Source organism: Rhodococcus sp. 14C212, assembly GCF_011058195.1.
GTDB lineage: Bacteria > Actinomycetota > Actinomycetes > Mycobacteriales > Mycobacteriaceae > Rhodococcus > Rhodococcus aetherivorans.
Genome location: NZ_JAALEH010000070.1, coordinates 1 through 23,018, shown reverse-complemented (window position 1 = coordinate 23,018; position 23,018 = coordinate 1). Strand labels below are relative to the sequence as shown.

The following is a 23,018-nucleotide window of genomic DNA, read 5'->3' as shown; positions in this document are numbered from 1 at the left end:
CCGCCATGAAGACCACCGTCGTCGCCGGCAACCCCAAGCCCGGCTCCCGCACCCTCGACGCCGCCACCCTCCTGGCCACCGAACTCACCGGCTCCGCACCCGACCACGTCGTCGACGTGATCACCCTCGGACCCGGCCTGCTCGGCTGGGGCGACGATGCCGTCAAGGCGGCGGTGGACACCGTCGCCGCCTCGGACCTCGTGGTCTTCGCCAGCCCCACGTTCAAGGCCACCTACACCGGCATCCTCAAGCTGTTCCTCGACCAGTTCGCCACCGGCGACGGCCTGCGCGACGTCACCGCCGTGCCGCTCATGCTCGGCGCCGGCCCGGCCCACGCCATGGCCCCCGACCTGCTGCTCAAGCCGGTGCTCGTCGAACTCGGCGCCACCACCCCGGCGCCGGGTCTGTACCTGCTCGACTCCACCTACACCACCGACACGCGGATCGCGGACTACGCCGAGCGCTGGGCGCCGGTCCTGCGTTCCTCTCTCCGGACGGAGGCCCGATGACCACCCTGACCCTCGACGGCGCCGCGCTGCGCCGCGCCTTCGCCCACGTCCCGTCCGGGGTCGTCGCGATCTGCGCCGACACCGGCACCGAACGCCTCGGCATGGCCGCCAGCACCTTCGTGCCGGTGTCGTTGGATCCGCCGCTGGTGGCGTTCTGCGTGCAGAACACCTCCACCACCTGGCCGAAGCTCGCGGCACGGCCGCGACTGGGCATCAGCGTCCTGAACTCCGACGGTGCCGCCCGGGGGCTCGCGGCCAAGGACGGCGACCGGTTCGCCGGCCTCGACACCGAAACCCGGGACGGGGGAGCGCTGTTCGTCGCCGGCTGTAGCGTCCGGATGGACGTGTCGATCGAACAGCAGGTCCCCGCAGGCGACCACGCCATCGTCGTGCTGCGTGTCCACGAACTGCACTGTGACGACTCCGGCACGGAGCCGATCGTGTTCCACCGCAGCGCCTTCCGCAGGCTGGTGGCGTCGTGAGCCGGATCGAGGCGGCGCTGGCCGCACTGCGCGCGGGGCGGCCCGTCCTCGTCGCCGACGACGCCGACCGCGAGAACGAGGGCGACGTGATCCTCGCCGCCCACCACGCGACCCCGGAGTGGATCGCGTGGACCGTGCGGCACACCTCGGGCCTGCTGTGCGCGCCGATGACCGGCGCCCGCGCCGACGCCCTGGACCTGCCGGCGATGGTGACCGACAACCAGGACCCGAAGCAGACCGCGTACACGGTGACCGTCGACGCCGCGCGTGGGGTGAGCACCGGCATCAGCGCCGCCGACCGCGCCACCACGCTGCGGGTGCTCGCCGACCCCACCGCCACTGCCCGGGACCTGATCCGGCCCGGCCACATCCTGCCGCTGCGCGCCCGGCCCGGCGGCGTGCTCGAACGTCCCGGCCACACCGAGGCCGCCGTCGACCTGTGTGCGCTCGCCGGCCTGCCGCAGGTCGGGGTGATCGCCGAACTCGTCGCCGACGACGGCTCCATGATGCGCATGCCCGGCATCGAGGACCTCGGTGCCCGGCACGACCTCCCCGTCCTCACCGTCGCGGAGCTGATCGCCTACCGCGCCGCGCACCCGCTGCCCGCTCCGGTCGCGCCGACGGGACGGATCGTCCGCGCCGCCGAGACGGTGATGCCGACCCGGTTCGGGACCTTCCGCGCCGTCGGCTACCAGGATCGGCTCACAGGCGCCGAGCATCTGGCGCTGCTCGCCGGCGAACCCGGCGACGGCGCGCTGGTGCGGGTGCACTCCGAATGCCTGACCGGGGAGTCGTTCGCCTCCCAGCGCTGCGAGTGCGGCCCACAGCTCGACGCCGCGCTCGAGCGCCTCGCCCACGAGGGCGGGGTGCTGGTGTACCTGCGCGGGCACGAGGGCCGCGGCATCGGACTGCTGAAGAAGCTCGCCGCCTACCGCCTGCAGGACGGGGGCCTGGACACCGTGCAGGCCAACCTCGAGCTCGACGAACCCGCCGACGGCCGCGAATACGGCGGCGCCGCCGCGATCCTGCACGACCTCGGTGTGCGGTCGGTGCGGCTGCTCACCAACAACCCGGCCAAGATCTCCGGCCTCGAGGCCAACGGCATCGTCGTGTCGGGGCGGGTGCCGCTGCACGTGGGCAGGGCGCCGGCGAACGTGCGGTACCTGGAGACGAAGCGGCGGCGGATGGGGCACCTGCTGCCCGCGGGGGAAGGATGACTCGCGCCTGCCTAGGCGCAAGTGAAACCTTCAATTCGTTCGTCTGCAATACACTGCAACTCAGACGAACCGGTCGGATCTCGTTCAGGAAATTGTAGGACTCCGCAGATCCATGACGAGTTCACGCCGAATACGGTCGTGAAGAGGCGTACGAGATTCCTCGGCATCCGTTTCGCCTTCGTCGGCACTCGAGGCTCGACCCATAACGACATCGAACCACGCTGCTCGGTCCTTCACGACGCGGAACATCTTTTCGTCATGCGTGCCAGCGAGATATGGCTCGTAGACCTGAATCTTCTCGCCCACGCTCTCGGCATACGAACCGATCCGATCCAGGCGCCCGGTACGTTGTTCGAGCTTGCTGGGGTTCCAGTCCAGGTCGTGGTGAATCACGTGTCGGCACTCGTGGTGCAGGTCGATACCTTCGCCCATCACCGAGCTCGCTACAAGGATGTCCGGTGCGAAGGGGGTGTTGAAGACGGCGATCAGTCGTTCACGATCTTCGCGTCGCGTACCTCCGTACGCGCGGCGCACCTGGGCGAGGCTCGCGCCGCGCCCCTCTTGCGTTGTCGAGCGATCGTTCTCGCCAACGAGATTCAATAATGTCTTCTGTCGTTCGATGTCTGTCGTAGACGCAAGACGAGCCGTGAAGGCCGTCCATCGATCGAGCAGAGCAACCCCGGCCGGATTCGCGCCGGCGAGACCATCGAGGACCGTCGTGCTGTCCATCTCACGGGCGATGTGGGTGTACCGGACGAGATTGGCCGGAGTCCGCAGGTTGCGGATCGCGATGGCTGCCAATTGTTCTGCAAGGTCGGTGTCATTCGTCGCGGCGTCGAACAACTTGACCAGATGATCGTGGATGGTCCGGTGCGAGGTGCCGGTGGAGTCGAACAGGCGTCGGGAAGTCCGGCTGAGCTCGGTCAAAGCTTGCGTGCGTGGGACACCGAGCAGGTCCGCTGCGCGAGTCTCGACCAGATCGTCCACTCGTCGACGCAGGGCATCGCGGAGTGCCTCTGTAGTCCGGATGTACCAGCAGAAGATCAGGCACTTCTCGCCGGCCATCCACAGTGCGGATGCTCGTTCGACCGTCGCTTCCACCTTGGGATGTCGCCGCCGCCGATCCTCTGACGCAAGGACATCGGCGATGTACCGGTGGTACCAATCGGCTGCATCTGAGGGCGAATGAGTGGGTGTCTCGTCTGCTGATTCTTCCGTGTCCGAGTCGAGAGGACTGCTGCCCGTTTCCAGCCGAAGGTACGCCTCGTACGACGATGCGATGCCGTAGGCGAACAACGGACGAGGGGCGCCTTCTTCGGACGCGATTGTCTGGGCGCGTGCCGCGAGGAGAAACGGCATCGCATCCTCGTCACGGATGGGAAGTCCGCCGGTGATGTCCGTGGCGTCGGGAAGAATGGCAGCTCCGCACAGATAGTCGCGCCGGTGTGGCCGTTGATGCCGGATCAGCCATGGCTGGAGGTGGTCGTGCATGTGCTGTCGTGCGCGAACGGTGAGCTGAGCATCCTTCCAAGCGCGCACCACATGGGCGTCGAGCAACGTGTCCGATGTCGAGTCCGGGGACCAGGAATCGAATGCCGGCAAGTCTTCCTCGGTGATCTTCGACCACGACTCGTCGAAGCGAATCGCTGACACTTGTGCGTCGTACAGTGCATTCCCCAAGCCTGCGAGCCGTTGGTCCAGTGCCTTGGCAGGCCGCGGCGAGACCGGGCGAACCGCTTCGAGTCGGCGCAGGACATTGACCAGCTCGTTGTGGCCCAGCTCGAAGGGCGTCGCTGTGAGGAGCAGAATTCGGTCGAAGATCCCGTAGAGGGCCCCGTCGGTCGGGTGATCGGGAAGTGGCGAGAACAGTCGACTGATGCGCGTGTGGTCGTTCTTCAGCGCATGGGCCTCGTCGACGATGAGCAGCGGAAGCCGGATGTTCGCCTGCGTAAGAGCCTGTTTCCACACGAGTTGCGTGGCATCGTTCAGTGCGGTTCGTGCCGCCTTCAACCGCTTCTTCAATCCGAGTGATCGCCGCGCAGGAAGTTCTCGCACTACCTCCCACACAGCGTCCAGATCGAGCTCGCTCGAGACATCGTCGAGTGCACGTGGAACGGGGTCGTCTCCGAGGTCCTCGCCGGTGAGGGCGAGCCACTCCTTCTGCCACGTCGACGTCGGGGTCGACAGAAGCCGCGCGACGCGCTCGGAAGTGAACCGAGTGTCCGGGATCAGTCCATGGGACTGTTCCGACCACCTGGCAATACGCGCGCGTACGTCGCTCGCCCCGCGTCGGTTACGGACGGCATAGGAGAGCAAAGCGAGCTGAATGAAGCGATCCTTCAACGAAGTTGTCAAGGCGCCGTGAGTAACGACTACAAGATGTTTGCGGCGATCCGCGGGGTCGTCGAGCAGCCTGAGGAAATCCTCTCCACTTCGGATCGGGGCATCGACACACCGGATTTTCCGAGCGGATGGTTCGAGTAATGCCTCACGGAACTTGTTCCATTCGTCCACCCATTTCTGAGCAACGCGTGCGGGGACGAACGCAACGACCTGCTGTGACGTGTTCTTTCTCAAGATCTCGGTGACCGCGACGGCGAGTGCGACGTAGGTTTTCCCCATTCCGACCTGATCCGCGAGGATTACGCCCTCTTGCGTCTGGAGTCGTCTCAGGATGTCCTCGGCGGTCCGTCGCTGCCTCTCCCAGTCGTCTGCGAAGTGGTTGTCGAGTGAGCGGCGGAGGTGCTTGCTCAGAAGTTCAGACATGCCCGTGCTTCCTTCGATGCGCTGTCGCTGTACTCCGCTATTTCCCCTCCGCGAACGAGTATGTCGGCGCGGAGCTGGTCGAGATCGTCGAGTACCTGGCGGACGAGACGACGACCATCGGTAAGGTCGATATGGGCACATACAGCCGACCACGGAACTCGCGAGACGGACAGGGCAACCTCTGCAAGGGTGAACAGCGCCTCTGCACTGCTCAGGTGACCGGCTGCCGCATCCTTGACGACCTTCGTCGCCAAAAAACGCGGGCCCAGTGGTCCTGACAACCGTGCTGCGAGCATCTCTGTGGTGACCACCGGGCGGGAGAGCCGTCGCTCGAAAGCGGTCAGTGCCGCGCCGAGCGCCCGCCCGCGTCGCATCAGGGTACTGAGCGAATCGAAGCGCTTCAGCGGATCGATGACCGCGACGGGGGCGCCAGCCTTCGCAATGCCCTGTTCTTGCAGCTCTCGCACGATCTGAGTGACCGATCGACCCGACGAGAGGGCAGCAAACAGATGGGAGGACAGCAGATCCTTAAGGCCGAATCCGGGGGGCAATGCATGACGATCATCGACGAGTACCGCCCATGTCGAGGTGTTGCCTGTCCACTGAACGTCGACAAACAACGGAATTTGATCCTCTCCCACAGCGAAGGAGAACCGACCCGGTCGTCCCTCGGCATTCCACTTCTCAGAATCGAGAATTGTTGTCCCCGAGGGAATTCGGATTTCCCAGTTGTCCGGACCGGGTTCCGAAGTGAGCGAGATCGTCAGCTTCCAGCCTTGATGATCAGTGCTCAGGCGGCAGGTCCCGAAAAATGCGGGCAGTGCGACGATCTCGCCGACGTCCTCATCTTCGTCGTCAGGAGCTTCGAACGGGATATCCGCTGCGAGCTCCTTGCCGCGAGGGATCAACCCTGACAGAGCCTTACCTTCTTTGCTGTCCAGAGATGCGCCAAGCCAGACATTGAGTTCGCGGTGACGACGAGGTCCTTTGAGGCCCAGGCCTGCTTCGGTGTGATTGGAACTGCCGACCATCAGGGCGATCCACGCCTTGCTGTACAGAACGAGGCATTTGGCGTGGAGTCGCCTGATCTCCTCGTCCAAGGGTCCGAGCTGCACAACGGAGTCCACGTACTTCTCGGCAAGGAACTGTGGCGGGAACGTTGTCTCACCGGTCGGGCCGAGTACGACAGCAACATCGTGATGCCGTGCCGATGGCGGACGTCCGGTCAGTAGCTCACGGACCGTCGTCAGAACAGTGGGCGAGGTCGAATCCCAGTATGCAGAGACATGCGTGGCCCCCAGTGGCCGGCTGCCTTTCCATACCGACTCGAAGGCGTCCAAAGGGCGAACTGCCGTATTGGTGGGAGCGATCGCCACCGCTACGGAAGGCGACGTACTTGATTGAGCGGCGACACGACCTCGGAATTCATCGATCAGCGCGACGGCACGTTGTCGCGCTGGGACGTCATCGGTGAGGCCGGGAACGAGCTCGAGATAGGACTGCAGCTCATCTGCGAGGGACTGCAGTACGTTCGCGGGAAACAGACAGCGAGGTCCGAGATCTGCTGCCAGCGCCATTTCGATGTTCCGGCGGTACCCGGCATCGGTGAGATTCGCCGAACCGATCACGACCCGGGTTGCGTGCTCCCACAGGAGTACGACCACTTTGGAATGGAGAAGTCCGCCGTCGACATGACAGTGGAGGACATCCCACCGAAGACTCGATCGTTCCGACTGAGTGTGCCGATCGGCGAGCACGGTTACGGTCGTCGACCGCAAACCCTCTTCGAGCTCGAGCCGTGCAACAAGATCATCGACCGAGCCGGTGTCCTCGTCGACACTCTCCACCGCGAGAAACCTGGCGAGGCAGTTTCGTTCGAAGAATTCGGGTTCGAGGGTGAACGTCGTGGCAATCACGGCGACGGGTTCACCGGCACCGGTGGGTGCCTGCCAATGGTCGAGTAACGGTGAGGTCTTCGTCTGCTCTTTCACATGGTCTCCCGAACGAATGTGGCGAGCGTGTTGACCCGCATCGGATGGGTCCAGTACGCGTTGTCGAGCTCCAGACTCTGGTTTCGGTAGGGTGGTCGGACAACCCATCGGTTGTTGAGGTGATCGAGCCACATCCGCTTGTGCTTCGCGTCCTGCACCTCTTGATGTCGAAGGATCAATGAAGTGACGAACTCCGAAGGGGTGAGCTTGCGGTCGAAGCGGGACAGAACCTGGGAGACATCGCTCGCCAACTGCTCATCGAGCGCAGCTACCGCTTCGACGGACCGAGCGGTAAGCTCCTCGAGCTGCGCAGCCGTGTCTGCGATGAGCGGGGTTTCACAGCCTTGCTCCACGGAAAAAGCCCCGCCGAGGCTTGCGGCGTAGGCGAGCAATCGTCGATACGCATATTCAATTGCAGTAGCGCACCGTTCGAACTTGATTGCAGCGTCCAAGGCGACTCGTGTAGGTGCTGATGCGCGCGGCAGCAGATTCTCGGCAACTACCTGCTGGGATGCGTCCGACGCTGGCATGTCGGTACGCAGTAGCGTGGCAAGCTCGTCGTGAATCGGGTGCCCAGTGGCGGTTACCAAGTTTCTCAGTTCGGCACGTTCCCGTGCGCGAACTCCACCAGGCGCGAGAATCCCCGCGAGGCGTCGCATCAACCATCCGGTCGGGGGCGCCACGCTGTGGTTCGCGGCGAGCGCGCGCTGTACTTCACGCTCGATCTCGCGACGAAGCTTGTCGCCATCCGACCGATAGGCACCGTCGATGAACCCCCGTACGTCGTGGTCGATCTCCCATTCGCGGACGAGGCGATAGGAAGCATCGCTCGGAAGCCCTTCCTTGGTGAGCACTTCCGACGCGACAGAAAAAGGCCTGTACACTCCCGTGAATCCGAATACCCGAGGTCCGGACAGGTATGTCGAAGGGCCCAGTCTTTCCTTGGCTCTTTGTGCTCGCCGTGCTTTCTGGATGCCGGGAAGTCCGCGGATAGCGTCTGGGTCTGCGTGGCGTACCAGTGCTTCGACGAGGATCCACTCGAAGGCAATGTCCGGCCTGGTCTTGCCGTCCGACGAGACCACGTCCACAAGCTGCTGACAAGCAAACGCGCCTACCCCTGCAAGAGTCACGAATCGCGGTTGGGCCATACGTGCTCGTAAGGCCGGAACGAGGTGGTGCGCGATTCGCTCGGCGACAGAGCCCAGGCCGAGCGGATCGAGACTGCCCTCGCCTTCGGCGCCGGGGTCGTATTGGGAGAAATGGGGGAGCTGGTCGAGAAGTGTCACGACTGTCGTCGGCCCTCGTCGTGGAGGGCGGGGAGACGCCACCTGTGCTTCCCTGTGTCGCTGTACACGCGTCCTCGCAGTTCTATCCCGCCGGATGCAACTCCATCACATCCAGGCCAGTTGTAGTGCTTTGTTCGAGAAACTAGATCGTTGACACACCGCGATTCGTTTCACTACTGCCGAAGGTAAGCGCAGTTACTGGGCGCAGTTGATCATTAGTGAAGCGGTCCAGGGGAGAGTGCCTGCGCCCATCTGTTGTACGTCTGCCGGTGCGTAATAGCCTGTTCGCACCCAGCGATTACTTCAGTGAGTGAATCAGCGTGAATGCGCTTTCGCATCGATGATCTTGAAGTAGGACCGGCGAGGGCATAATGGCCGAGAGCATGACTCCATCAGAGGCGAAAACCATCGCTGAGCGCTACCTGAGGTCTCTCGGGTTCGTCCCTACTGCCGGCGGTGGATCGAGCCGCATGAGTATTCGGGCGCCGGGGTTGGTTGCGAAGGTAACTGTTCGTGCCGCCCCCGTCAGCCGATCCGAACTGTCGAGCTTCTACATGGATCGCGATATCGGTACGGCCGAGGCGCGAGCGTACTTTGCGGTCAACGGCTACGGACCAACGGCTGTCGACTATGCAAGAACGCATCGGATCCAGCTGTTTGACATCGATCGTGCCGGTCGAGTCACTGAGCGCAACAAGGTAGGACTCCGCGCGCCCGATACGGTGGCGCCTCCGTCGTCGCCTTTGCAGAAGAAGGCCGAGTCTCGTCGTGAGCGGCCGTCCGACCCCCGAGACCAGGCGATAAAGGCCTGGGAGCGTCCTGAAGCGGAGCAGGTCAGGAGACTGCTACTTGCAGTCGCCAAGTCTGTCGGTGCCGCGATCTTTGTCCGCTTGTCGAAGTTGGCCGGGGCGGTGCCAGAGCGGAGGACGCGGAAGACCTCAGCGAATCAACGTGCAAACAGGGGGCTCGTGGCGGTCGGTGTCGTCATATTCATCGTTGTCGGAGGAAGCGTGTTGGCCGCCGTGAACGGCTCGAATCCCGACCGCTCCGTAGAACCGCCGCAAGTGTCATCCACGACGACTACTCGTGAACTCTCCTCGGCGGCCACGACACAGCAGACCGCCCCAGAGGTAACTCGCACACCCTCGGAGATCGCGTCATCGACCGCTGTACCGACGACCACCGTGGTCAGTCCGTCGCCTCCCCTGTACATGCCGTTGGAGACTACGACGTACGTGCCCGCACCGCCGGTGAACACGCCCGAGTACACCCCACCACCGCCCGCGCCCGAATCGTTCGCCTATTACAAGAATTGCGACGCTGCCCGCGATGCCGGCGTTGCACCGCTCTTGCGCGGTCAGGCGGGCTATAGACCCGAACTCGATCGGGACGACGACGGCGTAGCTTGTGAGTGGAATTGATCGCCCCAGGAACAACGCGAGCGCTGAGTGCGGCCGACCTCCAATTTCGGCAGTCACCGCGCGTGCCGCATCCTGAACATCCGCTTCGCAATTCTCATGTCACGCTCGGGGGCGTCGACCGCGAACAGGGTCAGGGGCGGCCGGAACCGTTCCACCGCCACCGCGTGCGGCCGGCTGAGTTCGCGTAGGCCGTCCGCGCGGTGGATCCTATGGATCTGCTTCGGTGGCTCGCCGGCCTCGAGGACAACGGCATCGTCGTGTCAGGCCGGGTGCCGCTGCACGTCGGCAGCGCCCGACGAACGTGCGGTACCTGGAGACGAAGAGACGGCGAATGGGGCATCTGCTGCCCGCGGCGGAAAGGTAGGCCACACAGTCATACCGGCGCATGCGGGATCCGCGCTGCCGTTAGTCGTCCGCGCCGGCAATCAGCGAATTGCTGTCGCGGCTGACGGGCGGTGGAGCGGATGTGAATGCTGTTCGGCGGCTGCCCTCGATCAGCTCGTCGACTCAGGAGATCGTAGGCATCGCGGCCGGCTCGAGGTCGGCGCGCTCGCGTTCTGCGATCCAGTCGACAATTCCGCCGAGGAGCGCCCACCGGGTGCGGAACCAGTTCGAGGTCGACCCGGGCGGGAGGCCTGCCCGTGTATCGACCCGCGCATGGGTCAACGCGCGTACGCCCTCCGCGCCGAGCAACTCCACCGCCGCCTCGAGTCTGCGCTCCCGGGTAGCCGCCGGCATGGACACACCCTTTCCGAGAGGTCCACTATGAACGTGGTATCTCCACCGTGCGAAGGGGGTCGCCGTGCCCACGCCCGCCTCGGCCTGGTCGCCGCCGCTGCGCGAGGCGTCCGGCTTCGACCATCTCGTCGTGGAGACGCCCGGCCTGCATACTCACGTCGCCGCCATCGGCGAAGGTGAGCCGGTCGTGCTGTTGCACGGATTTCCCGAGCACTGGTGGCAGTGACACGCCATAGCTCCGGTCATCGCCGCAAGCGGCTACCGCGTCGTCTGCCCCGACCTGCGCGGGGCCGGCTGGACCGTGGCCGACGATCCGCGTGTCGAACGCGAGACCCGGCTCCGCGACCTGCTCGCCCTCTTCGACGTCCTCCACATCGAGCGCACCCACCTCGTCGCCCACGACATGGGTGTCATCACCGCGATGCAGCTGACCTACGACCACCCCGAGCGGGTTCGCACGGCAGTGCAACTCGCCGTGCCCCCGGCCTTCATGACGTTCAGCCCGAAGGTCCTGCCGGGCTTCCGGCACCTGCCCGCGTTGGTCTGGCACCGCCCGGGCGCCTCACTGCGCGGAACCTTCTCCCAGGCGTACGTTGCCCGCCCGATGTCGGAGGCAACCGTCGAAGCGCACCTCGCCCCGATGCGCCGCCCTGACATCGACGGCGCAGTGCGTTCGCTCCTGCGCGGCATGGTGCTGCCCAAAGCCGTGCGCATGGCACGGGGGGGTCTACCGACGTCGGCGGCTCACGGTGCCGACCCTCGTCGTGTTCGGCCGCCAGGACCGCCCGTGGAACGAACAGCTGGGGCGTGTCTGCCGCAATCCGGAGCGGTACGCCGATCGCGTCGAGTTCGCCTACGTCGACGACGCAGCGCATTTCATCACCGACGACGCCCCAGCCGCGGTCGCCGACCTCGCGATCGGCTGGTTCGAACGAGCAGCATGACGTAGGGCTCACTACTCGGTCTTCCGCTCACCGCTCCAAGCACTCTTGCGTGTCTCGCTGGGCGGAGCGCAGCGGCCTCGGGGGTGTGGTCGCTGGGCATCGCCGTTTCGAATTTCCGGGGAGGCAGCGCCGGTCTGGATAGGACACGCCGGTGGTCGTCGAGTGACTGAGGCAAACCTGCATGCGCTGACGAGCCGGGCGCTCGCTCGATCCGGTTGTCCATCCACACTCCGGCGAAGCTCCTCGGACGCGGGGACAAGACGATCAGGCGCTTTCCTTCGATATCGTCGCTGTCGGGACCGACGGGCGGGAGGCGGGGTGGGACGACTCGAGGTCGGCGGATCTGTGGTCAACGATGACGGGATCCGCTACGAGCTCTGCGAGCTGATCGGCGAGGGCGGATTCGGTGAGACCTACCTGGCCTACCGCCTCGCGCGGAACTCGGGTCGGCGGGTCCGGAGAGTGTGCGTCAAGGTGTGTCACAACATCGACGATTGGCACGGGGAGGCATTCTTCGGTCGACTGCTCCACGGCAACGACCGGGCCGTCGCGCTGCACGACTCGTTCGTCGTTGCGGCCGGTCGTGGTGGGCGACGGCGCCTGCACCTGCTCGTGTTCGAATACATGCCGGATGGAACCGTCGCCGACCTCGTCGAGGCGAACGGTCGCGGGTGGAGTCCGTCGCGCGTGCGCACGGAGGTCGGTGCCCTACTGAAATTGCCAGCGGCGATGCACAACGTCGGCATCACGCACCGCGACATCACACCCCAGAACGTCTTCCTCCGGGGTGGACGGCTCGTCCTCGGCGACTTCGGTATTTCCCGGATGGCACTCGATCCCCGCAAAGCGAAGGTGACCGCTTTCACGCCGGACTTCGTTCCGGACGCGGTATGGGTCCACCACAACTGGGGCCCCGGCGACGACGTGTTCCAACTGGGACTTCTCGCGTGCACCCTGCTGAGTGGCGAGATCTGGACGGCACGCGACGTGAAGCAACTGCGAACTCTGACGGCGCCGGACGATCTGAAGTGCTGGATCTGGCACGCGACGGCCGCCAAGGCGAAGAAGTACGTCGACGCACTCGACGCACGTGAGGCATTGACGACGCTGGCGAAAGTCAACATGCGATCGGGGCGAGGCCCCGCGTCATTGGAGGGCCATCGGGTGGTCTTCACAGGCAAGCTCCAGAGGTGGACTCGGAACGAGGCTGCGGACCTGGTTCGGCGCGCCGGCGGATACGTGCAGGATGCCGTCGGTGACTCGACCACGCTGCTCGTGCGAGGGGATGTCCGCAACGGACTGAACGAGTTCGAGGGACGCAAGCTGTACGCGGTTCGGGAACGCCTGCGGCTCGGGCAGAGGATCTCGATCGTCGGGCAGACGGGCCTCGAGCGTCTGCTCGGACAGCGACACAGCTGACGGGAACGAGCCGCGGGGATCACACTAGGGGCTACGTGCCGATCGGAAGCGTGTCGGGGAACTCGTACTCGCATCCCAGTTCGTCGAGCGGGGGCGCGTCCGGGCTGTCGCGGAACCACGAAACGCACGCGTCGGCAGCCAAAACCACGTCGCGCGTGAAGAGATAGCCAGCGGTGCAGTCGTCGAAGTGGCCCTCGAAGAACCACCGGTCGAGCTCGAGTCCGTCCACGGCGTGAGTGTCCAGCCGTAGCCGGCCGAGGACGGTCCGGGAGCGGCGGACCATCAGCACACCGTCTGCCAGCATGTGTACCTGCGCGCACACCACCGGGCCTTCGTCGTCGTCCTCGTCGTGGTCGCGCGGAACGACGTAGCCGCTCGGCCCGAGATCGATGACGAGACCCGTCGGCTTGTCGGTGAACGAGTCGACGAGCCAGTCGATCATTCCGTCCCAGGTGGTGATCTCCGGGACGTCGGTGCTGTCGCTCACTGGCCGCCTCCTCTGTGGTTTCCTCCAGTGTGATCGACCGTAGCGCGGGGCACCGACACAAAGGTGGTGCTCTTTGCCTGAATCATGCGGATGCGAATGCCGTTCAGCGCGATGTCGATTCGAAGTCGTCGAGAACCGCGACGATCCGACCGACGGTGTCCTCCAGGCCGACGCACCACTGTGATTCGGGCAGGGGAACGTTCCGGTCGCGAAAGTGGATGCGACCGAATATGAGCACCCCATAAGACGTTTCGACGCTCATGCCGCATCGGTACGGCAGGGACGCATTGGTCTTCAACAGTGCTCTCCGGCCGGCGAGTTCCGTGAGCACCATGTCGTCACCGTTGCCGGTGGCCTTCTGCCGCTCCTCCTCGAAGTCGAAGTTGGCGGACAATACGGACAGGCCATAATTGGCCAGGACTCCGGGGATGTGCACGATGCCGTCGTAGGAGCAGCCGAGCATCGTGAAATGCGTGGCGGCGAAGTCCGCATTGTCCTCGGTTCTCGGGTCGTAGCCGGCGGCGGTGAGCACGTCGTCGGGAATGTCGAGGCAGGGGTCGAAGGCGACGAGGGGTCGGTCGGATTCGTCGACCAGGCGCGGCACGCGTGTCGTGGTGGTCACGGGGGTCGGCGGCTCGCCCGTAGTGATGGCGGAGTGTGAAGGCACCGCGCAGCCGGCGAGCACCCCGACAGCGAGCAGGCCACCGGCGGTGCGGCGGCCGGTCACTGCTCGTCCGAACTTGCGCCGTGCAGACGCTGCACCCAGTCGTACTCGGCGGCAAGGAAACCCTCGCCACCGGCGGCGAACAGGTCCCGCATGTCCTCGAGCACCACATAGAACTGTTCGAGCCGTTCGTAGAGCGATTCAGGTGCGCCCTGGGCCTTGCGCACGAATCCGGCACGGAGAGCCTCGGCCGACGCGAAGCCACCGAAGCTGGGCGCATCGGTCAGGTTGCCGGCCTTCTCAGCCGCGTCTTTCAGCGTTCCGAGCATGGTGTCACAGATCGCGACGATCTCATTGATCGTTTGCGGATCCAGACGAAGTTCCCCGGCCATGAAATCCCCCCATGATGTCCATCGGCCCGGGTACTGTAGCGCGTCGCCGGCATGGGAACGCCACTGCTCGAACGCGAGACGATGGCGACTGATTGGCGGGACGACCGGGAGTCTGCCGACTCGGTCAGCGTTGCCGCGCGATCCGTCAGGTTCTCGGCATCGGGTCATCCGGCAGTCGCAAATAGTGGCGGTCCTTCTGTGTAAGGTGCATCGGGCAGGTAGGGGACACAGGGGGCAACTGCATGGGGGAGAGCGTTTTCGTCGTGCCGGAAAGAACTCCGGTTGCTTGCAGCAAGGACTGCGGAGGCCGGTGCCGCTTCGGCGGTGGATCGTGCGTCGGCCGACGGTGCCGTTCGGATCCAGTACCACGCGAGAAGCCCTCTCGCTCCGGATGTGTCGACGCCAACGCATACGGTCAACGGTGACATCGTGGTATCACCGCGGGCGGAAGGAATTGCTGTCGACGGTGTGATCACGGATTACCCGGCCCTCGAGGTCTATCGGGATACGCCCATGGGCGGTACGGAAACTGTCACGATCGACCCTGCCGACAGCGGCAGCGAATACGGACCGCTCATCAACCTTCCGTTCCATCATTCGATCGGGGTCGGAACGGAAGCGTTCGAGCGTTTCAGGTCTGCGTACGCTCAGTTGCCGCCTTACGAGGCGGGGACACGTCCGGATGCGGATCCGCATCAGCCCACGAGGCTCGGTGGTACGGAGGATCCGCTTCGCGTGGTGGTCGTCCGATGATTCGGCCGGTCCTCCCGCCGGGGATCTCGCAACGGCTCGATCGGATCGGCTTCTGGGAGGCCGCCACGTGGTCCCTGCCGCTCGCCGCAGCCGGCGGAACGTCGTTGTTCGTCGGGATCGTCGCCGCGATCGGCACGATCGACTATCGGGCGAACCCGCCGGAAGGGTGGATCCTCGTTGTCGTCGCCGCGGTCATGGCTGCCGTCGCTGCCGTGCTGGCGCGCTCACGCGTCGAACGTCGCCGCGGTATTGCGTTCGGAACCGGTGGGGCCGCGGTAGTTCTCTGCGTCGTGTGGTGGTTGTCGTGATGACCCGTGAGTCGTGGTGGACCAATCGCATCGACTGGTTCGGCCCGGAGAGCTTCGTCGGGGCGCTGTGCGGACTGGTGTGCGTGGCGTCGGTCCCTCTCGGCATTGCCGGTGGCGACGCCGCGTGGCCGTACCTCGGTCCACTCGTCGGTGGGGGATTGCTGACGGCGTTCCGGGGGCCGGTCCGTCGATTCGGCATGGGGTTGGCCATCTCCAGCGTCGCGGGCCCGTCGCTGCTGGTCGGTGTTCTGTTGTTCGGTGGGGCGGCGGCGGCGCTTCGATGAACGGCGGGCCAGGGCGGAGGGCACGTCCGGGCGGTCCCGTCGTCGCGATCCCCGTATGCTGCGGTAATGCCGGAGATCCGGGTCCTCGAGACCGAATCAGAGCTGCTGTCGGCGGCGAAACTGTTCCGTACCGCGATGATCGGGATGCCCGCCCCGAATCCGCTCCAGCCGGGGCAGATCCTCACGCAGCGTGAGCAGGGCCGCACGCTCGGCGCGTTCGTCGACGGGCAGTTGGTGGGCACGGTGGAGTCGGCGTCGAGTGGGATGATCCTGCCCGGCGGGCGCCGCGTCCCGCACGCCGCCGTGACGCACGTCGGGGTGCTGCCCACGCACACCCGGCGGGGCGTGCTGTCGGCGCTGATGCGGCACCAGCTCGGCGACGCCCGCGACCGCGGCGAGGTGGTGACGTCGCTGCGGGCCTCCGAGGCGACGATCTACGGCCGTTTCGGCTACGGCATCGCGACCACGACGCACACCGTCGAACTGGACGTGCGGCGGGCTGTCCTGCGTCCGTCGGTGGGGGAGGGCGGGCCGGTGCGGCTCGTCGACCCGCACGACGCGTGGGACCTGCTCTCACGGATCGCCGACGACAATCCGTCGTCGCGGCCTGGGAGCATCGACCGCATCCCGCCGTGGTGGCGGTCGCAGGAGCATCGGATCGTCGGGGACCGCGAACCCCGGTACGTCGCGGTGCACGGCGAGCCGGGAGCGGAAACGGGCTTCGCCCGTTACCGGCCGATCGGCACTGACACCTGGTTCGGCAGCCGGGAGCGCACGGTCGTCGTCGAGGACTTCTTCGCGCCGACCCGCACCGCCTACCTGGGCCTGCTGCGGTTCCTGCTGAACCTGGATCTGGTCGACACGTTCGTCTTCGCCGCGATGCCGCAGGACGACCCGTTGCCGTGGTTGTTGACGGACTCGCGCGCGGTGCAGCTGCGCCGCGCCGGCGACGAGACGTGGCTGCGGATCGTGGACGTGCCCGCCGCGTTGCGGGAGCGGACGTTCGCCGGTCCCGGTGAGGTGCGGTTGGCGGTGGTCGACGACCGTCTGCCGGAGAACTCCGGCACCTACCGGATCTCGGCGTCGGGCGCGGAACGCGTCGACGAGCCGGCACAGCTCGAGGTGGACGCGTCCCCGCTCGCCGCGACGCTGCTCGGCGGGACCCGCTGGCATCAGCTCGAGGTCGCCGGGCTGGTGCGGGTGCACGACGCGGAGGCGCTGCCGGTGGTCGAGCAGCTGTTCGCGTCGGCGTCGGCGCCGTTCGCGGGTGTCATGTTCTGAACGCGCCGCCCGGGCGCAGTGTCGTGGTCAGCTCGCGTCGCTCTGCGCGCGGCGCTTCCGGACGCGCTTGACGACCGCGTACCCGAGGAACAGGACGACGCCGCCGATCACGATGTTCTGGAACACCGACGCGTACGGCTCGACGCGCGACCAGTTCGCGCCCAGCCCGTAGCCGGCGAAGACGAAGATGCTGTTCCAGACGAGGCTGCCCGCGGTCGTGAACAGCACGAACCGCCACGCGGGCATGCGGGTGACGCCGGCGGGGATGGAGATCAGGCTGCGGAACAGCGGGACCATCCGGCCGAAGAACACGGCCTTGCCGCCGTGCCGTTCGAACCAGGCGGTGGTGCGGTCGAGGTCTGCGACGTCCACGAGGGGGAGCCGGTCGACGATCCGCCGGATCCGGTCGGGGCCGATGCCGCGTCCGGCCGCGTAGAGCCCGAGGGCGCCGGCGAGCGAGCCGAGGGTGGTCCAGAACAGCGCCCCGAAGAGGGTGAAGCTGCCCAGGCTCGCGGCGAACCCGGCCAGCGGCAGGATGACCTCGCTGGGCAGCGGCGGGAAGAAGTTCTCCAGCGCGATCGCGATGCCCGCTCCGACGCCGCCGAGCCGGTCCATGAGGGACAGAGCCCAGCCGGCGAGGCCGTCGGTGGGGGCGGCGGCATCGGCGGGTATGGCGGCGAGGAGTGGGGCAGTCACCTGATCCACCATAACGACCGATCACGCCGGATCCGGGCGACGTGAGGGCCGCCACGGCCTCAGGAGCCGGCGAGCGCGGCCTGCAGCTTCTGCACCACGGCGGGTGCCGGGTTCTGATTCTGGGCGTTCGGGATGTCGCTGTTCACCGCGACGAGGACGATGTCGCGCGTGTCCTGGTTGTAGCCGAAGTAGGTGTTGAAGCCGGGCAGCTCGCCGGTGTGGCTGAGCCAGCCGTCGGCGTCGCCGAGACCGAGCCCGTACGCCGCGGTCGCGGTGTTCGGCGGCAGGCCGTACAGGAACGACGACATGCGCACGTCCTGGGTCTGCTGGTCGTAGAGCCCCTCGCCGGTGCCGATGGCCTTGGCCCAGATCTGCAGGTCGTCCAGGGTGGAGATGATCGCCCCGGCAGCCCATGCCCACGAGGGATCCCAGTTGGTGGCGTCGGTGGTCTGTCCCTCCGGCTGTCCCTGTTCGGTGATGCCGTTCAGGTGCGGGGAGGGGATCTCGTCGGTGTCGGGGAACGACGTCTCACTCATGCCGATGGGCACGGTGATCTTCTCGGTGATGTAGTCACCCAGGCTCTGCCCGCTGACCTGCTCGACGACCAGGCCGAGGGCGATGAGGTTGGAGTTGGAGTACTCCCACTTCTCGCCGGGCGCGAAGTTCGGCGGGTCGCCGCGCACGATGTCGAGCAGCTGCTCGGGAGTCCAGGGCTTGGTCGGGTCACCGAAGAGCTGGTTCTGGAAGTTCTCGTCGAAGGTGTAGCTGGGGATGCCGCTGGTCATGTCGGCGAGCTGGCGCAGGGTGGCGGTGTCGCCGTTGGGCAGGCCCGGCACGTACTTGCCGATGGGATCGTCGAGGGAGAGCTTGCCGTCCTGCATCAGCTGCAGAATCGCAGTGACGGTGAACGTCTTGGTGATGCTGCCGATGCGCGTGTGGTCGGAGGCGGTCGGGGGCTCTGTGGAGTCCTGGCCTGCGGTCCCGGAACTGCCGGTCCACTCGTAGTCGGCGGTGATTACCCGCGCGACGACGCCGGGGAACTTGAAGTCGTTGCGCACGTCGTCGAGCGCGGCCTGGAACTTCTCGGCCTGGGCCGAGTCGGGCGCGCGGGTGGTCGTCGTCGCGGCGTCCTCGGTGCCGGTGTCGGAGCCGCAGGCCGCGGCCACCACCACGAATGCGCTCATGGCGAGGATCGAAAGACGGCGCATCGCAACTCCCAAGGTCGGCAGGATGAGAACATCACCGGACCTCAGTGTGAACCCTGCAGCGGCGCAGCGCGTGCAGTTCGATCATGAAAGCGGCGGCGGACGCTCAGTTCGGTGCGGAGAAGAGACCGGAGTAGTCGTACGGTTCGTGACGCCGGGTGTCCGCCTCGAGGTCGGCGGTGGTGTCCGGGTCGGCGGGCTTGCCGGGCTGAAGGAAGATCGGGTACTCGTGGGGCTGCATGGTGTCCTGTTCTGTGGAGCGATAGGGGAGAGAAGGGTCAGTGGTCGCCGGGCGCCTCGGCGACGGTCCGCATGATCTCGTAGGCGCGGTCCGGATCGGTGTGGGGATCGACGATCGTCAGCGCGATCCGCGCGTCGTTCTCGCCGAACAGATACATCAGGTTCGACGGCTGTCCGGGAATCGGACCGGTGATCTCGATGCCGTCGACCTCGTCGATGCGGCGCTGGGCGGAGCTGACCGCGTTCCATTCGAACGCGATCCGTGTGACGGACCCGAGCCTCGGGGCGAGCGTCGAGATCAGGTCGTGCAGCTCCGAGGTGATGTTCGAGGTCCAGGGGAACCATGCGCCGTCGACGGACGACGTGGGCGCCCCGGCAGGGCGCAGCAGCAGCCGCGGGGTGCGCGTCGGCTCGGGGAACGGTTGCGTTCCCGCGTGTGCCGGCGCATCCCGGCTGGTGCCGAGATGTGGAGGCAGCGGTGCGTGCGTCACAGGACGCTCCTTGGTCGGCCGCGAATCAGCCGGAAGATCTTCCAATCGGGGCCCACCGAGCGGGAGGCTCGACGCGAGATGCCCATCGATACCCGAAGCTTACAGGGTGGGGCCGGGAACGGGCGAATGTGCAGTGGGTTGCACCCGCGATCGAACCGCGATGTGCGGGTACCGGCGGTAATCTCACGGAGTGGACGAGTTGAACGAGAACGGTGAACCGTTCGAACTCGCGTCGGACGGCCAGATCGACGTCACGCCGGAGATCGACGAAATCGGCGAGCTGCTGCGCAAGTCGGGCCGCAAGATCCAGGTCGCCGACGTCGACGAACCGTGGCGGCACGGGTATCCGTACGACACGAAGATGACGCGGCGGCAGTACGAGGCCCGCAAACGCAGGCTGCAGATCGAACTGCTCAAGCTGCAGGCCTGGGTCAAGGAGCACGACGAGAAGATCGTCATCATCTTCGAGGGCCGCGACGCGGCCGGCAAGGGTGGGGCGATCAAGCGGTTCACCGAGCACCTCAATCCCCGCGGCGCGCGGGTGATGGCGCTCGAGAAGCCCACCGAGCGCGAACGCACGCAGTGGTACTTCCAGCGCTACGTCGAACACCTGCCGGCGGGTGGGGAGATCGTGCTGATGGACCGGTCCTGGTACAACCGGGCCGGCGTCGAGCGGGTGATGGGATACTGCACCCCGAACGAGTATCGCGAATTCACCCGCTCCGCACCGGAATTCGAGCGGATGCTGGTGCAGTCGGGGATCCATCTGGTCAAGTTCTGGTTCTCGGTGGGCCGCGAGGAGCAGCACGCGCGGTTCGTCGCGCGCAGCACCGATCCGGTCAAGCAGTGGAAGCTCTCGCCGACGGACCTCGCAAGCCTCGACAAGTGGGACGCGTACACGGAGGCGAAGGAGGCGATGCTGTTCTACACCGACACCCCGCACGCGCCGTGGACCATCGTCAGGGCGAACGACAAGAAGCGCTCGCGGATCGAGGCCATGAAGTGGGTGCTGCACCGCTTCGACTACACCGGCAAGGATCCGCGCGTGGTCCGCACCCCGGATCCGCTGATCATCGGCTCGCCCGAGACGGTGTACGACGAGGGGGAGCGCCCCGCGGAGTCCTTTCCGACGATGTGAGCTGCGCCCGGCGGCCGTCGCGCCGTTTCGGGGTGCGGGAGAGCGGGTACTGCGAGAGGGCCGAACCGGCCGAGGCCGGCCGACATCGAAAGGACGTCACACCGTGGGAAGTCCGGAAAAGCGCGATGACCGCGAAGAGCCCGTGGAGGCCACCGATCGCCCCGCCCCGGTCACCGGGGAAGACCTGGAGAACCTGGTGGACGACATGGAGAAGCGGGTCGAGAGCGAGCGCGAGGAGGAGGGTGTCGAGGGCAGCGTCTCGGACCGTGAGGAGCAGAAGCCGATCGTGACGGGCGACGAGGCGCCGGACTGACCGGGCCGTGTCGTCACCGACCGGGAGCCGCCGATGCCCGACGCCGTGACCCGCACCTTCGTGCTGCTGCCGGGGGCCGGCTCGGACTCGTGGTACTGGCAGCGGGTGGTGCCGCTGCTGCGCGAGCGTGGGCACGAGGTCGTCCCGGTCGACCTGCCGTACACCGATCCCGGCGCCGACCAGTACGCCTACGCGGACGTCGTGGTGGCGGCCGGCCGGGACGTCGCGCGGCCGCCGACCCTGGTGGCGCAGTCGATGTCCGCGTTCACCGCGGCGATCGTCGCCGAGCGGTTGCCCGTCGACGGCCTGATCCTGGTGGCCCCGATGATTCCGGCGCCGGGCGAGTCGCCGGGGCAGTGGTGGTCGGCGGTGGGGCAGGCCGAGGCGAAGCGCGCGCAGGACGTCGCCGAGGGCCGCGATCCGGACGCGCCGCTGGATCCGCGCGAGTTGTTCTTCCACGACGTACCCGCCGAGGTGGTCGACGAGGCGTTCGCACACGAGCAGCCGGACATGTCGGAGACGGCGTTCGAGCCGGCGTGGCGGGCGCAGCGTTGGCCGGACGTGCCGGTGCGGGTGATCGCGGGTCGCCACGATCGGTTGTTCCCGTTGCCGCTGATTCAGCGCCTCGCCCGCGAGCGGCTGGGCATGGAGCCCGAGGTGATCGACAGCGGGCACCTGCCCGCCCTCGCCCGCCCGGCGGAACTGGCGTCGCTGCTGCTGCGGGACTGAGGAGCCGCCGGACGCGTCACCGGCTTCCGCTGCGGGACTTGCCGTTCGACGTGGTCGTCTCCTGGCCGTCGGTGAACTGCGCCGCCACCGCGGCGGGCATCGCCTCGTAACGCAGGTGCATCCGGGCGAACTCGGCGGTGCCCTGGGTGAGCGACCGCAGATCGACCGGGTAGCGGGCGAGTTCGAGTTCGGGGACCTCCGCGCGCAGCAGGGTCCTGCCCGGCTCGGCGCTCTCGGTGCCGAGGACCCGGCCGCGCCGGGCGGACAGGTCGCCGAGGACGGCGCCGAGGTACTCCTCGGGCAGGATCACCCGCACCGCGGCGACGGGTTCGAGCAGCTTGACCTCGGTGTGTGTGGCGGCGTCGCGCAGCGCCAGCCCGGCCGCGGTCTGGAACGCGGCGTCGGAGGAGTCCACCGAGTGTGCCTTGCCGTCGACGAGGGTGACGCGGACGTCGATGAGCGGGTTCCCGGTGGCCACACCCTTGTCGGCCTGCGCACGCACGCCCTTCTCGACGGACGGGAAGAACTGTCTGGGCACGGCGCCGCCGACGACGCGTTCGGCGAATTCGATGCCGCCGCCGATGGGCAGCGGTTCGACCTCGACGTCGCACACCGCGTACTGGCCGTGGCCGCCGGACTGTTTGACGAGCCGGCCGTGGCCCTTGGCCGGGGTCGCGAACGTCTCGCGCAGCGCCACCCGGTACGGGACGGCGTCGACGTTCACGCCGTGGCGGGTGCGCAGCCGGTCGAGGACGACCTCGGCGTGGGCCTCGCCCGTGCACCACAGCACCAGCTGGTGGGTGTCGGGGTTCTGCTCGAGACGCAGCGCCGGGTCCTCGGCGGTCAGCCGGGACAGGGCCTGCGAGAGCTTGTCGTCGTCGCTGCGGCTGTGGGCCTCGACGGCCACGGGCAACAACGGCTCGGGCAGCGGCCAGCGGTCCAGCAGGGTCGACGCCCCCGGTTCGGAGAGGGTGTCGCCGGGCTGGGCGGTGACGAGCTTGGCGATGCACACCAGATCGCCGGCGACGGCCTCGGGCACCGGTCGCTGTTGCCGGCCGAACGGGCTGGTGAGGGTCGCCACGCGTTCGGTGGTGTCGTCGCCGGCGGACCCGGCCAGCCGGATCGTCGTGTCGGGGCGCAGCGTTCCGGAGAACACCCGCACCAGGCTGATGCGCCCGACGTATGCGTCGCCGGCGACGCGGATCACCTGCGCCGTCAACGGCGCCGTGGGATCGGCGGCGGGGGCGGACGGACGACGGTGGGT

26 protein-coding genes and 1 pseudogene are annotated in these 23,018 nt (G+C 66.8%); 15 read left to right on the top strand and 12 right to left on the bottom strand.

The window, feature by feature from the left end; translation table 11 throughout:
• Nucleotides 1–5: 5 nt before the first annotated feature.
• The 3 genes from G6038_RS23085 to ribB are packed head-to-tail and all read left to right on the top strand — an operon-like array spanning nucleotide 6 to nucleotide 2,208.
• Nucleotides 6–509: an NAD(P)H-dependent oxidoreductase gene (locus G6038_RS23085; RefSeq protein ID WP_165040073.1), complete on the top strand. Its 504-nt coding sequence runs from the start codon at nucleotides 6–8 to the stop codon at nucleotides 507–509.
• The gene (locus G6038_RS23080; protein ID WP_017680419.1) at nucleotides 506–991 is read left to right on the top strand and encodes a flavin reductase family protein; all 486 of its coding nucleotides are present in this window, start codon (nucleotides 506–508) and stop codon (nucleotides 989–991) included. Before G6038_RS23085 ends, G6038_RS23080 begins: the two co-directional genes overlap by 4 nt.
• The gene (gene ribB / locus G6038_RS23075) at nucleotides 988–2,208 is read left to right on the top strand and encodes a 3,4-dihydroxy-2-butanone-4-phosphate synthase (RefSeq protein WP_165040072.1); all 1,221 of its coding nucleotides are present in this window, start codon (nucleotides 988–990) and stop codon (nucleotides 2,206–2,208) included. The genes G6038_RS23080 and ribB overlap by 4 nt, the downstream gene beginning before the upstream one ends.
• An 84-nt stretch (nucleotides 2,209–2,292) precedes the next feature.
• Here the strand turns inward: ribB and G6038_RS23070 are convergent, their stop codons facing one another.
• The 3 genes from G6038_RS23070 to G6038_RS23060 are packed head-to-tail and all read right to left on the bottom strand — an operon-like array spanning nucleotide 2,293 to nucleotide 8,251.
• Nucleotides 2,293–4,974 (bottom strand): helicase-related protein, encoded by a 2,682-nt coding sequence (locus G6038_RS23070; protein ID WP_165040071.1) that lies wholly within the window; start codon nucleotides 4,972–4,974, stop codon nucleotides 2,293–2,295.
• Nucleotides 4,959–6,965 carry a hypothetical protein gene (locus G6038_RS23065; RefSeq protein WP_165040070.1) on the bottom strand — a complete coding sequence of 669 codons (2,007 nt, stop codon included), beginning with the start codon at nucleotides 6,963–6,965 and terminating at the stop codon, nucleotides 4,959–4,961. The genes G6038_RS23070 and G6038_RS23065 overlap by 16 nt, the downstream gene beginning before the upstream one ends.
• Nucleotides 6,962–8,251: a hypothetical protein gene (locus G6038_RS23060; protein ID WP_165040069.1), complete on the bottom strand. Its 1,290-nt coding sequence runs from the start codon at nucleotides 8,249–8,251 to the stop codon at nucleotides 6,962–6,964. The genes G6038_RS23065 and G6038_RS23060 overlap by 4 nt, the downstream gene beginning before the upstream one ends.
• A gap of 371 nt (nucleotides 8,252–8,622) precedes the next feature.
• On the opposite strand from G6038_RS23060, the gene G6038_RS31555 reads away from it, so the two are divergent.
• A complete protein-coding gene (locus G6038_RS31555) occupies nucleotides 8,623–9,672 on the top strand; it encodes an excalibur calcium-binding domain-containing protein (protein WP_240918681.1) in 1,050 nt (349 codons plus the stop codon).
• Between the two features lie 507 nt (nucleotides 9,673–10,179).
• On the opposite strand, the gene G6038_RS23040 is transcribed toward G6038_RS31555, so the two are convergent.
• A complete protein-coding gene (locus tag G6038_RS23040; protein WP_165040066.1) occupies nucleotides 10,180–10,410 on the bottom strand; it encodes a hypothetical protein in 231 nt (76 codons plus the stop codon).
• A 64-nt stretch (nucleotides 10,411–10,474) separates the two neighbouring features.
• Here G6038_RS23040 and G6038_RS31550 point away from each other — a divergent pair, with 64 nt between their 5' ends.
• From G6038_RS31550 to G6038_RS23030, 4 genes and pseudogenes are all read left to right on the top strand, one after another.
• Nucleotides 10,475–10,636, top strand: a complete 162-nt coding sequence (locus G6038_RS31550) for a hypothetical protein (RefSeq protein WP_240918680.1) — start codon at nucleotides 10,475–10,477, stop codon at nucleotides 10,634–10,636.
• 6 nt (nucleotides 10,637–10,642) lie between these two features.
• A pseudogene (locus G6038_RS32170) lies at nucleotides 10,643–10,834 on the top strand (alpha/beta fold hydrolase); the annotation flags it as partial.
• 325 nt (nucleotides 10,835–11,159) lie between these two features.
• Nucleotides 11,160–11,354, top strand: coding sequence for an alpha/beta hydrolase (locus G6038_RS32165; RefSeq protein WP_346772891.1), 195 nt, complete (start codon nucleotides 11,160–11,162; stop codon nucleotides 11,352–11,354).
• Between the two features lie 318 nt (nucleotides 11,355–11,672).
• Nucleotides 11,673–12,773, top strand: coding sequence for a protein kinase (locus G6038_RS23030; RefSeq protein WP_165040065.1), 1,101 nt, complete (start codon nucleotides 11,673–11,675; stop codon nucleotides 12,771–12,773).
• Between the two features lie 31 nt (nucleotides 12,774–12,804).
• On the opposite strand, the gene G6038_RS23025 is transcribed toward G6038_RS23030, so the two are convergent.
• From G6038_RS23025 to G6038_RS23015, 3 genes are all read right to left on the bottom strand, one after another.
• Complete coding sequence (locus G6038_RS23025; protein WP_165040064.1) at nucleotides 12,805–13,260, bottom strand: hypothetical protein; 456 nt, start codon at nucleotides 13,258–13,260, stop codon at nucleotides 12,805–12,807.
• A gap of 103 nt (nucleotides 13,261–13,363) precedes the next feature.
• A complete protein-coding gene (locus G6038_RS23020) occupies nucleotides 13,364–13,945 on the bottom strand; it encodes a DUF3558 domain-containing protein (RefSeq protein ID WP_346772892.1) in 582 nt (193 codons plus the stop codon).
• 38 nt (nucleotides 13,946–13,983) lie between these two features.
• Entirely contained in the window at nucleotides 13,984–14,316 is a 333-nt protein-coding gene (locus G6038_RS23015) for a hypothetical protein (protein ID WP_165040062.1), read from the bottom strand.
• 468 nt (nucleotides 14,317–14,784) lie between these two features.
• On the opposite strand from G6038_RS23015, the gene G6038_RS23010 reads away from it, so the two are divergent.
• The 4 genes from G6038_RS23010 (at nucleotide 14,785) to G6038_RS22995 (ending at nucleotide 16,942) form a co-directional block, all read left to right on the top strand.
• The gene (locus tag G6038_RS23010) at nucleotides 14,785–15,069 is read left to right on the top strand and encodes a hypothetical protein (protein WP_240918678.1); all 285 of its coding nucleotides are present in this window, start codon (nucleotides 14,785–14,787) and stop codon (nucleotides 15,067–15,069) included.
• Nucleotides 15,066–15,377 carry a hypothetical protein gene (locus G6038_RS23005; protein ID WP_165040061.1) on the top strand — a complete coding sequence of 104 codons (312 nt, stop codon included), beginning with the start codon at nucleotides 15,066–15,068 and terminating at the stop codon, nucleotides 15,375–15,377. Before G6038_RS23010 ends, G6038_RS23005 begins: the two co-directional genes overlap by 4 nt.
• The gene (locus G6038_RS23000) at nucleotides 15,377–15,661 is read left to right on the top strand and encodes a hypothetical protein (protein ID WP_165040060.1); all 285 of its coding nucleotides are present in this window, start codon (nucleotides 15,377–15,379) and stop codon (nucleotides 15,659–15,661) included. The genes G6038_RS23005 and G6038_RS23000 overlap by 1 nt, the downstream gene beginning before the upstream one ends.
• Nucleotides 15,662–15,727: 66 nt before the next feature.
• On the top strand, nucleotides 15,728–16,942 hold the full coding sequence (locus G6038_RS22995) for a GNAT family N-acetyltransferase (protein WP_165040059.1): 1,215 nt from the start codon (nucleotides 15,728–15,730) through the stop codon (nucleotides 16,940–16,942).
• A gap of 27 nt (nucleotides 16,943–16,969) precedes the next feature.
• Here G6038_RS22995 and G6038_RS22990 read toward each other — a convergent pair whose 3' ends face one another.
• The 4 genes from G6038_RS22990 to G6038_RS22980 all read right to left on the bottom strand — a co-directional run bounded on the left by G6038_RS22990 (nucleotide 16,970) and on the right by G6038_RS22980 (nucleotide 19,574).
• A complete protein-coding gene (locus G6038_RS22990) occupies nucleotides 16,970–17,650 on the bottom strand; it encodes a DedA family protein (protein WP_165040058.1) in 681 nt (226 codons plus the stop codon).
• Nucleotides 17,651–17,697: 47 nt separating this feature from the next.
• A complete protein-coding gene (locus G6038_RS22985) occupies nucleotides 17,698–18,846 on the bottom strand; it encodes a serine hydrolase domain-containing protein (protein WP_165040057.1) in 1,149 nt (382 codons plus the stop codon).
• 103 nt (nucleotides 18,847–18,949) lie between these two features.
• A complete protein-coding gene (locus G6038_RS31950; RefSeq protein WP_276613884.1) occupies nucleotides 18,950–19,084 on the bottom strand; it encodes a hypothetical protein in 135 nt (44 codons plus the stop codon).
• 37 nt (nucleotides 19,085–19,121) lie between these two features.
• Nucleotides 19,122–19,574: a DUF5994 family protein gene (locus G6038_RS22980; RefSeq protein WP_346772890.1), complete on the bottom strand. Its 453-nt coding sequence runs from the start codon at nucleotides 19,572–19,574 to the stop codon at nucleotides 19,122–19,124.
• A gap of 190 nt (nucleotides 19,575–19,764) precedes the next feature.
• On the opposite strand from G6038_RS22980, the gene ppk2 reads away from it, so the two are divergent.
• The 3 genes from ppk2 (at nucleotide 19,765) to G6038_RS22965 (ending at nucleotide 21,754) form a co-directional block, all read left to right on the top strand.
• Complete coding sequence (gene ppk2 / locus G6038_RS22975; RefSeq protein WP_165040056.1) at nucleotides 19,765–20,712, top strand: polyphosphate kinase 2; 948 nt, start codon at nucleotides 19,765–19,767, stop codon at nucleotides 20,710–20,712.
• A gap of 103 nt (nucleotides 20,713–20,815) precedes the next feature.
• Entirely contained in the window at nucleotides 20,816–21,025 is a 210-nt protein-coding gene (locus tag G6038_RS22970; protein ID WP_165040054.1) for a hypothetical protein, read from the top strand.
• Nucleotides 21,026–21,058: 33 nt separating this feature from the next.
• Nucleotides 21,059–21,754 carry an alpha/beta fold hydrolase gene (locus G6038_RS22965; protein WP_165040055.1) on the top strand — a complete coding sequence of 232 codons (696 nt, stop codon included), beginning with the start codon at nucleotides 21,059–21,061 and terminating at the stop codon, nucleotides 21,752–21,754.
• A gap of 16 nt (nucleotides 21,755–21,770) precedes the next feature.
• On the opposite strand, the gene G6038_RS22960 is transcribed toward G6038_RS22965, so the two are convergent.
• A partial coding sequence (locus tag G6038_RS22960; protein ID WP_240918675.1) for an EF-Tu/IF-2/RF-3 family GTPase occupies nucleotides 21,771–23,018 on the bottom strand: 1,248 nt, incomplete at its 5' end.